Below are 9,660 nucleotides of genomic sequence, written 5' to 3' on the forward strand. Positions count from 1 at the left end.
CTTTTCATCTATCTTTTTATTTTATTTTTTGTTAGATGGAGCCTTTGATGATTGAAATAATTGTTGCCCTGTGTGCTTAATCATTATTTTAGTCATGTCGGGTTCACCGAGATTGAGTGTTTTTTTAGTTCTTGCAGATGTTGGTAAATAGCACCCACTTGATAAAATTACATAAAAAAAGGTTTATGCGCCAAAATATTTCTTACAAAGGCTATTTGCGGCTATAAAACACGCAGCTTACGGCGGAGAGGAATTAAAACGGGCTTAAACCTGCAGAATAATTTGAAAATCGGAAACGCAGTGCTAACTTGCGTAACAGAATTATAACATATGGGTTTTAAGTGTTTTCTGATCGCAGGCCTGGGCTTGTTGGGATTACTTATTTTTTCAGGCGATTTGAAAGCCCAGGGGCTTCCGTCCGGCGCACAGAGTAATGGGAGTGGGGGAAGTGATATTGTAACGGCGGTTCCGTTTCTACTGATTTCCCCTGATGCAAGAGCGGGTGGTATGGGGGAAGCAGGAGTTGCTGTACTTCCGGATGCGAATGCGATGAGTAATAACCCATCTAAACTTGCTTTTTTAGATCAGCGTTATGGCCTGTCACTGTCTTATAGTCCATGGCTGAGAAATCTGGTTTCCGATATTAATCTGGGTTATTTAAGTGGTTTTTATAAAATTGACGAAAGAAACGTAATAGGAGGTTCTTTACGGTATTTCTCTTATGGCAAAATACAGCTTACAGATGCCAATAAGCAAGACCTTGGGACTTACAGCCCCAATGAATTTGCAATAGATGGTACGTTTTCAAGGCGTTTTGGAGACTCCTTCTCCTTAGGAACTTCTTTAAGATATATCCGTTCTGCCTTGTCTACCGGACAGTTTAGCGGCGGGCAGCAGGTGAAAGCCGGACAGTCTGTTGCAGTAGATGTTTCTGCCTATTTTAAAAAACAAACCTATTTTCTTGGGTCAGATGCCATTCTTGCTGCAGGTGCGAATATCTCTAATATAGGGACAAAGATGAGCTATACAGATGCGGGTAATGCGTATTTTTTACCAACCAATCTACGAATTGGCGGGGCGTCTGCTTTTTTGGTGGATGATATGAACCAGTTTACTGTAGCCATTGATTTTAACAAGCTTTTGGTCCCTACACAACCGCAATACGATCAGAATGGCAATATCGTTAAAGGAAGGGATCCAAATGTTTCTGTTCCTGCCGGGATTTTTGGTTCTTTTGGGGATGCACCTGGTGGATTTAATGAAGAACTTAAAGAAGTTAATATAGCTGCTGGTCTTGAATACCTGTATGCGGGTAAATTTGCGTTGCGGGGAGGGTATTTTTATGAAAGTCCGGATAAGGGAAACCGTCGTTATCTAACGCTTGGGACGGGCTTTAAATATGATATTTTGAATATAGATTTCGCTTACCTGGTGGCTTCTCCTCAGAAAAGCCCGATGGCAAATACACTCCGGTTTACCCTGCTGTTCAATTTTGGAGGCAGCAGCAAATAATTTATAGAGAATACATATGAAGATTAAAGTAGGATTTGGATTTGATGTGCACCAGTTAAAAGATCAGCATCCATTTGTAGTAGGAGGTGTTAATTTGGAACATCATAAAGGTGCTTTTGGCCATTCTGATGCGGATGTATTACTACATGCTATTTGTGATGCCTTGCTTGGGGCCGCGAATTTAAGAGATATCGGTTTTCATTTTAAGAATACAGACCCCAGGTGGAAGGGAATCAGCAGTGTGATCCTTTTACAGGAAACAGCTAAAATGTTGCAGGAGAAAGGTTGGTCTATTGGAAACATAGACGCGATGCTTTGCCTGGAAGCACCTAAGATCAACCCCCATATTCCTGCAATGCAAAAAAATATTGCGGAGGCAATTGGCCTTTCTGAAGAGGATATTTCCATCAAGGCCACTACAAACGAGCAAATGGGCTTTATTGGCAGGGAAGAAGGTGTGGTGGCTTATGCGGTTTGTCTGATCGAGAAAAATTAGGTGCTTGCGTCAAACAATTGGAAGAGGTATGGGTTTTAGTTGAAATCCTTTTGTTATGAGAAATTTAAAGAAATATAGCTTTTTAGTTGCTTTGCCTGTACTACTCGCCGCTGGATGTATAGGTGATAAGGGAAGTGAGAACAGAACAGATACCTTAAAGGTAGACACCTCAAAACATTCTGATCCAAACGCAGGATCAACTGGTACGGGCATTAACGAAGCTCCTGCGGTAAACACCGGAAGAGGAACTATTATGAAAGATACAGTAAAAACTGATAGTACTGCAAAAAGTAAAAAGCCATAAAAAGGCTTTAACTGCGAAGGTTAAAGCCTTTTTATAAGATGATAGAAAACTAGTCTTCCAGGAAGCCAAATTTCCCCTGGTTGTAATCGCTGATTGCCTGTTGAATTTCTTCAGGTGTATTCATCAGGAACGGACCATATGCGGTGACAGGTTCATCAATAGGTTCCCCGCTCAGAATTAAGACGACGCTGGGTTCTAAAGCTTCTATTTCAATTTCCTCACCCTGCGGGCCAAAGTGAATGAACTGATTGCTCAGAGCTGTCTCTGTTTGATTGATCCTGATCTTACCTTCAATAACCACAAAGCCCGTATTGTAGGCCGCAGGGAAGCTAAAGGTTGCTTTTGATCCCGCATTAAGCCTTGCGTTATACACATGAACAGGTGTAAAGGTGTTCGCGGAACCTTTTACACCCTGATAATTACCTGCAATAACCTCAATCTGTCCGCCGTGGTCAGGTAAATCGACCCGGTTAATTTCATCATGTTTTAAGGCCTGGTATTTAGGCCTGGTCATTTTATATTGAGATGGAAGGTTTACCCAGAGCTGGACCATTTGAAAGGGGCCTCCGTTTTTGCTATAGGTTTCTTCATGGTATTCTTTATGCAAAATTCCGCTTGCAGCAGTCATCCATTGCACATCTCCCGGGTAAATAACCCCACTGTTTCCAGCGCTGTCATGGTGCGCTACGGCACCATGGTAAGCGATGGTTACAGTTTCAAAGCCCCTGTGGGGGTGTACACCGACGCCTCTTGGCTCATTTCGCGCTGAAAAATCAATTTTCGCGTTGTAATCGAGCAGATAGAACGGGCTCATATTTATTTTATAGCCTCCGGGGAAAAAATTGTGGACCCTGAAACCGTCGCCTACCATATGAGGTGCCGGTGCGTTTAAAACTGCAGCCACCGACTTTATTGTTGTTTTCATTTGTTTCCTTTCTGTTGAAAAGGATGTTGCAATTAGGCTTGTTTTACAAATTGCAGTTCACCCAGTATGCGGACTTCTTCACTCACCATTACACCACCTGTTTCCAGGGCTGCATTCCAGTTTAATCCAAAGTCTGTTCTTTTGATCTTGCCGCTTAATGTAAAACCGGCTTTAGTATTTCCCCATGGATCTGTAGCAATACCACCAAATTCAATGGTAAGTTTAACGGCTTTGGTAATGCCTTTGATGGTTAAGTTTCCATTTAATGCATAATCATCTCCGTCTTCAGACAAGACACCTGAATCGAAAGTCAGTGTAGGGAATTGCTCTGCATCGAAAAAATCAGGGCTTTTTAGGTGGTTGTCTCTATCTGTGTTGCCAGTGTCTATTGAAGCAAGTTTCGCTTCGAAAGAAACTTTTGCATGATTGAAATCGTCACCTTCAGAAACCAGTTCAGAAGTGAATTCGTTTAATTTTCCGGTCACGGTAGTGATCATTAAATGTTTTACTTTGAACTCCAGTTCGCTGTGGGTTGGGTCTAAAGACCATTTAGTTGTTGCCATAATTTTTAATTATTAGATTGATTAATAATACAGCACAAAATTACGGCCAAGTCAGCAGCCCCGCATTGATCTAGGATAAGAAATGCTTATGGGTGGAAATGTTTGTGTGCAAGGTCTTTACGTACCCGGCTTAGAGATTCTGGTGTAATGCCCAAATAAGAGGCAATCATCCACTGGGGAACCCTTAAAGTGAGGTTTGGGTAGAGTTTTATAAAATCAAGGTACCGCTCTTCTGCTGTTGCGCTTAAAAGCATATTGATTCTTTTCTGCATAAAACGAATTGCATTATTGAGCATGGTGCTGTTGAGCGGATTCATGCAGGGTACAATTTCTGCGGCCTCATTAATGAAGTCTTTTGGCATCAGGATGGCCTGAGTGGATTCAATGGCGTCTATAAAGAAATCGGAAGGTTCATTGAAATGGCCGTTGCGTTCAGAAAGCCACCATTGTTCAGGTGCAAACTGAATGATATGGGTTTTTCCTTTGGCATCAATAGAGTAACTGCGCAGCAATCCATTGAGCACAAAAAAACCTTGTGTTGAGAAATCGCCTTTCATCAGGATCATTTCATTTTTACTGAAAGTTTTTACCTTTAGTTTATGTGAAATAAGATCAAATTGTTCATCTGTTATTGCTACTTTCTTTTGCAAATACTCCTTGAAAGGTTCAAGCATATGGGTTATAGATAAAGTCTATTTCTTTTCTGGTTCGATATTAGAAAAATCTACACCACATTTACAATTAGAACCGCAGCCTCCTTTTTTTGGGCTGATAGACCTATACACAATGCGGCCAACATAAAACAGTGCGCCTGCAAATAGAATGATCACTAATATGGTCTGAATATCCATAATACAAAAATAAAAAAGAAATGAAGCGGGGCCGTCTTTCAAATGTAAATTTACTTCTCCATTAATCCAACACTTCCACCCACCCAGTCAAAATCTTTATTATAACGTACGCCGATCATTTTTCCCCGGCTCAGTCTTGCCAGATTGATGCAAAGCTGTGGTTCGCCATTTTCCGGCCATAGGTACATGAGGCGGATCTCTGCTTTTACGCGCCCGTCCAGAGCTTGTACTACAGGCTCATACTGGACTTTTCTCTGCAGGATCCAGTTGTGCGGGTCTTTAACATCTTTAATATCCTGGAGTTTTACATCTATGACTACACCCAGGCCGGCAAAAGAGAACAGGGGTTTTAACACATAGTTTTCCAGGTCTGTTGGTAGGGGATCGATTTCGTTCAGGAAGCGGGTTTCGGGTACAAAGTCACTTTTGAGGAAAGGCATGGTATACTTGCTGATCCTGTAAAACCAGTTGGGGTGGGTGATCCATTCGATGTCCAGGGGTATTCTGGGGTCAAAACTCTGCTCAAATAAATGTGTTTTGTTTTCTATTTCATCAAAGATTAAGCGGTTATAGATGCGTTTTAAACGGATTTTTTTTCCATTATCTTCATAAAACAATTGGTCGCCTTCTCTGAAGATATCGGTGAGGCTGAGTATTTTCAGTCCGGTATATTTCTGAGTGAGGTAAAAGTCGATCGCTGTTTTTTGATCTGGAGCATTGATGTCCATCAGCGCAACCTCATGTGGCTCATGTGCTCCGATCAGGATTTCCTTTAAGAGATGAACATATTGCTCCTTGTTCATCTGGTTGAAAAAGGGGCTGAATGAGGCCATTTTTTCCAGTCCGTAGCTGTCGATATATTGTTCTGCCAGGTGTGCCTGAAAACCATAGAGTGAAGGAAATCCCTGCATCTCTATCAGTTTGGGTGTCAGTTCCCCATTTTGATCTTTACAGATTCCAAAATCAAAAGTTAAGAAATGCGGATGTTTTTCTTCTCCCGGTACTTTCCACTGATCCGGAATAGATTTGCTGGTCAGTTCCTTGAAATCGGGGCGGCGGATCAGATGAATGATCTCTTCTCCGGCAGCAATAAGCTTCTCCTGCAGGCCGGTGGGTATAAATATGGGTGTTTCTGCAACCCTAAAAGAAATTGGAAGCAGCTCCCTGGTTAGATTTTGGAGGAACAAGCTATATTTTTGGTGCGTAAAGTTGCTGTTGAATTGTTGTCTATACTTGCTGATCATGTTCCGTTTGCTGTAATAGTTGAATGGCTTCGTTTAAAAAATTAGGCAAAATGATCCGCTGGGTTAGGCTAATGCGTTCCGGATCGTCCAGACTGTTGAGCATATCAAGGTACTTTTCTTCTCCATGGTTTTCTATGATTGCGGCTTTCTTTTCATCCTGTAACAGGTACATTTTCATTCCTATGGGGTCGGCTTCCGGGTGAAACTGTGTGCCTGCAAATTCTCTGGAAAAACGGATGGACATGATGCATCGTTCCAGGTTCACATGTGGGCGTTCTTTTTCGATGGCCAGTATTTCTGCACCGGTATTGCTGAACTTGTCTTCATCTGGAGAGATGACCTGCCAGTCGCGGCTGTCTACGGAATAGAATGGATTGGGCAGTCCCTGGTAGATCAGGTCTTTTTCACCTTCGCTGGTCAGGCTAATGGGGAAAATACCAAAGGCATTTGATTTGCGCCGGGTTACTTTGCCCAGTCCATATTTCCTGCAGGCCAGCTGGAAAGAATGACAGATGAAAAAGAAGGATTTCTTTTGTTCGTTCTCCTTGTTAAATTCCTCTACCTGGTCTAATAAGTGGAAGAAATTAGTTTCCCAGGCCAGGCCTTCGCCTTCGTATGGACTTCCAGGGCCACCAGAAGAGATATAGATGTCATAGTCTAGGCCTGGGATTTCCTCTTTTTGCCTCAGGTCAAAGACATCGAAAGAAAGGGGGGCACCAGTTTGTATCTTATATTGATGCAGAACCTCTTTAATTCCCCTCATGCCCTGATTTGGTGTGCCGTTGTTCATATCGATAACGGCTACTTTGATCTCTTTTTTCCTGCTCATATTATTTTGTTCCCAGGAGGGTTTGGGTGGTAATATAGTCTACCACCGATTCAAAACTACCGGTTTGTTCGTACACAGCCAGTTGCCGATCTGCACCAGTTCCATTCTGTAATATTTTATGTACATAATTCAGGTCTTCGCGGCAACCCAGTTCATCCACCACATCGTCCACAAAATCCAGCAGTTCCAAAACGAGGTTGCGGCAGTTGACCTCCATTTCTTTTCCAAAGTCGATCAGGTTTCCATCTATACCATATCGGGCAGCCCGCCATTTATTTTCGTTAATGAGGGCCCTGGAATAACTGATAAATTTCATGTTCTGTAAGCGGAGTTTGTACAATTTGGCACAGAGTGCCTGGAACAGGGCTGTAAAGGCCATGGTTTCATCGACCAGCATCGGGCAGTCGCAAATTCTGAACTCAATGGTTTCGAAGAAGGGATGGACCCTGATGTCCCACCAGATCTTCTTGGCATTGTCAATACTATTGGTTTTGATGAGCAGTTTTACATAATTGTCATAATCTTCAATGCTGTTGAAAATGTCAGGGATGCCTGTACGGGGAAATTTATCAAAAACTTTGGTCCTGAAGGATTTGTATCCTGTGTTTCTGCCTTCCCAGAAGGGAGAATTGGCAGATAAGGCAAAGACATGGGGTAAAAAATAACGGACCTGGTTGGCAATATGTATGGCCAGCTCCCGGGATTGGAAGCCCACATGTACATGGAGGCCAAAGATCAGGTTGGAGCGGGCAGCTTCCTGTAGTTCATTTACAATTTCGCTGTACCGTGGGTTTTCAGTAATGAGCTGTTTCTCCCAATGGGAAAAAGGATGTGTTCCTGAGGCTCCGATCCGGAGCCCCTGTTCCCCGGCCAGCTGAGAAACGGTATGTCTCAACTGCGTAATTTCCTCTCTGGCCTGGCTGGTGTTCCTGCAAATTCCGGTTCCCACTTCTACTACAGCCTGGTGCATTTCAGCCTTAACCTGATCTTTATGTATTTTCTGAGCTGCTTCTACAATTTTCTGGTCATGGGAAGTCAGCTCGCGGGTAACAGGATCAATGACCATGTACTCTTCTTCTATCCCCAGTGTGAAATCATTCATCATTATATTTGGTATTTCTATAGGTGTTAATCTGGTTTGCTTTTAAGGGCTTATTTTGTTTTTTTAGAGGGGGCTTTCTTCGCGGGAGCAGGTTTTTTTGCTGCAACCAGTGGTTTTCCCGCTGCTGAAGTCTTGATGTATTCGCCCCAGGTCAGGTTATCCTGGTCATCTTTGTGTGCCTGTGCTCTTTCAATGGCATATTTTGCAGCATGTTCTACCACCCAGTCAAAATTCTCCTGCCCAACACTGGTCACTTCGGCATCCGGAGCCGGATTACAGAAGTCTATGGCATAAGGAATACCATCTCTTACAGCAAATTCTACGGTGTTGAAGTCATAGCCCAGGTACTGATTTAATTTAATCACATAATCGTGAATGGTTTTTAGTAGTTTTTCGCTGGATGGAGGGGTGTCCACGGAGTAGCGTAAATGGAAAGGATTTCTTGGTTCATATTGCATGATGCGGACATATTTTCCTCCAATGCAGTAGCATCTGTAGTATTCGTCAAAAATGATCTCCTCCTGCAGCATCATTACAGTTTGCTTGGTTTGACTGTGCTTGTCAAAAAAATCTTCTTTGTCATGCAGTTTATAAACTTCTTTCCATCCACCGCCATCAAAAGGTTTCATATAGGCCGGAAAACCAGTGTATTCAAATATGGTATTCCAGTCCATTGGGTAAGCCAGGTTGCTGAAGGATTGTTCGGAGGTATCATCGGGATGTTCCTTTGAAGGGATCAAGGCCGTTTTGGGTACCGGTATGCCGAGTTTTACCGCCAGCGCATTATTGAAGAATTTTTCATCTGCACTCCACCAGAAAGGATTGTTGATGACGGCAGTTCCGGTAATGGCTGCGTTTTTTAAAGCAGCCCTGTAAAATGGAACATCCTGGGATATGCGGTCGATAATAACCGCATAATCCAGGGCCTCTGCCTGGAATATTTTATCGATACTTACAAATTCAGCCCGGATATCCTTGCCTGCAATTTGGTTAACTCGTTTTACGAAAGCTTCCGGAAAAGATCTTTCTTTGCCGAATAGAATGCCTATTTTCTTCATAAATATATCGTTTTTAAAATGCTATTTGTATTTGTTCTTTTACAGTTGACCAAGGTATTCGGGGAACATTTGCCGCCAGATGACCCAGTCATGATCTGCATTGTGCCGGATGTCCAGCCAGTGGTTCATGCCTTTGCGGCTTAATATTTCAGACAACCTTTCGTTATCGTGCCGGCAAATGTCCCTGTCGGTGGTACCCAAAACGACTTTCATATCCCAGAGTTCAGTACTATGGTCGTTCGGCAGAAAATCAATGGGGTTGTTGTAATAGAAATCACCGTTGTAAAAGCCATCCATTTGCCCTCTAAGATCAAAAGCACCACTCATACTGAATAAATGACTGACCAGCCAGGGATGCCGGAAGGCAAAGTTTGCGGCATGGTAACCTCCAAAACTACATCCGGCTGTAATGATTTTGTCAAATCCAGTTTCGCATCTCGCCCGTCCTGCTACCTCTTCCAGCAGCATCTTATCGTACCAGATGTGGTTTTTTACCCGGTCGGCCGGATGAATGCTTTTATTATACCAGCTGAGGGCGTCAATTCCGTCAGGACAATATATCTTGACTTTTCCTTCATCAATTAAATGCCCTGCGGATTCAATGAGTTTAAAATCCTTGTTCTCATAATAACGTCCCTTACTTGTAGGGAATAGTACGATGGGGTAACCGCCATGGCCGAAAGTGAGCATTTCGAAATCTGCACTCAGGTTTGGGCTATACCATTTTATATAGTCTTCTTGCATAAATCGAAAATTTAGGTGCTAAAAGGTAAGAA

Annotated in this window: 12 protein-coding genes; 3 read left to right on the plus strand and 9 right to left on the minus strand. The window is 42.8% G+C overall.

What is annotated here, in order from left to right; genetic code table 11:
* Positions 1-330 precede the first annotated feature (330 nt).
* From porV to DBR11_RS08910, 3 genes are read left to right on the plus strand one after another with little or no spacing between them, the layout of a single operon-like run.
* On the plus strand, positions 331-1,512 hold the full coding sequence (gene porV / locus DBR11_RS08900; RefSeq protein WP_146186494.1) for a type IX secretion system outer membrane channel protein PorV: 1,182 nt from the start codon (positions 331-333) through the stop codon (positions 1,510-1,512).
* A gap of 16 nt (positions 1,513-1,528) precedes the next feature.
* Positions 1,529-2,008, plus strand: a complete 480-nt coding sequence (gene ispF, locus DBR11_RS08905; RefSeq protein ID WP_108551733.1) for a 2-C-methyl-D-erythritol 2,4-cyclodiphosphate synthase — start codon at positions 1,529-1,531, stop codon at positions 2,006-2,008.
* Between the two features lie 55 nt (positions 2,009-2,063).
* A complete protein-coding gene (locus DBR11_RS08910; protein WP_108551735.1) occupies positions 2,064-2,312 on the plus strand; it encodes a hypothetical protein in 249 nt (82 codons plus the stop codon).
* A 49-nt stretch (positions 2,313-2,361) separates the two neighbouring features.
* On the opposite strand, the gene DBR11_RS08915 is transcribed toward DBR11_RS08910, so the two are convergent.
* The 9 genes from DBR11_RS08915 to DBR11_RS08955 all read right to left on the minus strand — a co-directional run bounded on the left by DBR11_RS08915 (position 2,362) and on the right by DBR11_RS08955 (position 9,628).
* Complete coding sequence (locus DBR11_RS08915; protein ID WP_108551737.1) at positions 2,362-3,237, minus strand: pirin family protein; 876 nt, start codon at positions 3,235-3,237, stop codon at positions 2,362-2,364.
* A gap of 32 nt (positions 3,238-3,269) precedes the next feature.
* Positions 3,270-3,800 carry a YceI family protein gene (locus DBR11_RS08920; RefSeq protein ID WP_108551740.1) on the minus strand — a complete coding sequence of 177 codons (531 nt, stop codon included), beginning with the start codon at positions 3,798-3,800 and terminating at the stop codon, positions 3,270-3,272.
* Positions 3,801-3,886: 86 nt separating this feature from the next.
* Positions 3,887-4,474 carry a Crp/Fnr family transcriptional regulator gene (locus DBR11_RS08925; RefSeq protein ID WP_108551742.1) on the minus strand — a complete coding sequence of 196 codons (588 nt, stop codon included), beginning with the start codon at positions 4,472-4,474 and terminating at the stop codon, positions 3,887-3,889.
* A gap of 18 nt (positions 4,475-4,492) precedes the next feature.
* Positions 4,493-4,651, minus strand: a complete 159-nt coding sequence (locus DBR11_RS08930) for a FeoB-associated Cys-rich membrane protein (RefSeq protein ID WP_108551744.1) — start codon at positions 4,649-4,651, stop codon at positions 4,493-4,495.
* A 50-nt stretch (positions 4,652-4,701) separates the two neighbouring features.
* The gene (locus DBR11_RS08935) at positions 4,702-5,895 is read right to left on the minus strand and encodes a hypothetical protein (RefSeq protein ID WP_108551746.1); all 1,194 of its coding nucleotides are present in this window, start codon (positions 5,893-5,895) and stop codon (positions 4,702-4,704) included.
* Positions 5,879-6,724 (minus strand): type 1 glutamine amidotransferase, encoded by an 846-nt coding sequence (locus tag DBR11_RS08940; RefSeq protein ID WP_108551748.1) that lies wholly within the window; start codon positions 6,722-6,724, stop codon positions 5,879-5,881. Before DBR11_RS08940 ends, DBR11_RS08935 begins: the two co-directional genes overlap by 17 nt.
* A gap of 1 nt (position 6,725) precedes the next feature.
* The gene (locus tag DBR11_RS08945) at positions 6,726-7,829 is read right to left on the minus strand and encodes a carboxylate-amine ligase (protein ID WP_108551750.1); all 1,104 of its coding nucleotides are present in this window, start codon (positions 7,827-7,829) and stop codon (positions 6,726-6,728) included.
* 47 nt (positions 7,830-7,876) lie between these two features.
* Entirely contained in the window at positions 7,877-8,884 is a 1,008-nt protein-coding gene (locus DBR11_RS08950) for a RimK family alpha-L-glutamate ligase (RefSeq protein WP_108551753.1), read from the minus strand.
* A 39-nt stretch (positions 8,885-8,923) separates the two neighbouring features.
* Positions 8,924-9,628, minus strand: a complete 705-nt coding sequence (locus DBR11_RS08955) for an alpha/beta hydrolase-fold protein (RefSeq protein WP_108551755.1) — start codon at positions 9,626-9,628, stop codon at positions 8,924-8,926.
* Positions 9,629-9,660: the final 32 nt, after the last annotated feature.

It is taken from the genome of Pedobacter sp. HMWF019 (assembly GCF_003061025.1).
Classification (GTDB): Bacteria; Bacteroidota; Bacteroidia; order Sphingobacteriales; family Sphingobacteriaceae; genus Pedobacter.

What these genes read in the sequence shown, in the direction of transcription:
- porV (WP_146186494.1), top strand. Translation starts at nt 331, where the DNA reads ATGGGTTTTAAGTGTTTTCTGATCGCAGGCCTGGGCTTGTTGGGATTA.
- ispF (WP_108551733.1), top strand. Translation starts at nt 1,529, where the DNA reads ATGAAGATTAAAGTAGGATTTGGATTTGATGTGCACCAGTTAAAAGAT.
- DBR11_RS08910 (WP_108551735.1), top strand. Translation starts at nt 2,064, where the DNA reads ATGAGAAATTTAAAGAAATATAGCTTTTTAGTTGCTTTGCCTGTACTA.
- DBR11_RS08915 (WP_108551737.1), bottom strand. Translation starts at nt 3,237, where the DNA reads ATGAAAACAACAATAAAGTCGGTGGCTGCAGTTTTAAACGCACCGGCA.
- DBR11_RS08920 (WP_108551740.1), bottom strand. Translation starts at nt 3,800, where the DNA reads ATGGCAACAACTAAATGGTCTTTAGACCCAACCCACAGCGAACTGGAG.
- DBR11_RS08925 (WP_108551742.1), bottom strand. Translation starts at nt 4,474, where the DNA reads ATGCTTGAACCTTTCAAGGAGTATTTGCAAAAGAAAGTAGCAATAACA.
- DBR11_RS08930 (WP_108551744.1), bottom strand. Translation starts at nt 4,651, where the DNA reads ATGGATATTCAGACCATATTAGTGATCATTCTATTTGCAGGCGCACTG.
- DBR11_RS08935 (WP_108551746.1), bottom strand. Translation starts at nt 5,895, where the DNA reads ATGATCAGCAAGTATAGACAACAATTCAACAGCAACTTTACGCACCAA.
- DBR11_RS08940 (WP_108551748.1), bottom strand. Translation starts at nt 6,724, where the DNA reads ATGAGCAGGAAAAAAGAGATCAAAGTAGCCGTTATCGATATGAACAAC.
- DBR11_RS08945 (WP_108551750.1), bottom strand. Translation starts at nt 7,829, where the DNA reads ATGATGAATGATTTCACACTGGGGATAGAAGAAGAGTACATGGTCATT.
- DBR11_RS08950 (WP_108551753.1), bottom strand. Translation starts at nt 8,884, where the DNA reads ATGAAGAAAATAGGCATTCTATTCGGCAAAGAAAGATCTTTTCCGGAA.
- DBR11_RS08955 (WP_108551755.1), bottom strand. Translation starts at nt 9,628, where the DNA reads ATGCAAGAAGACTATATAAAATGGTATAGCCCAAACCTGAGTGCAGAT.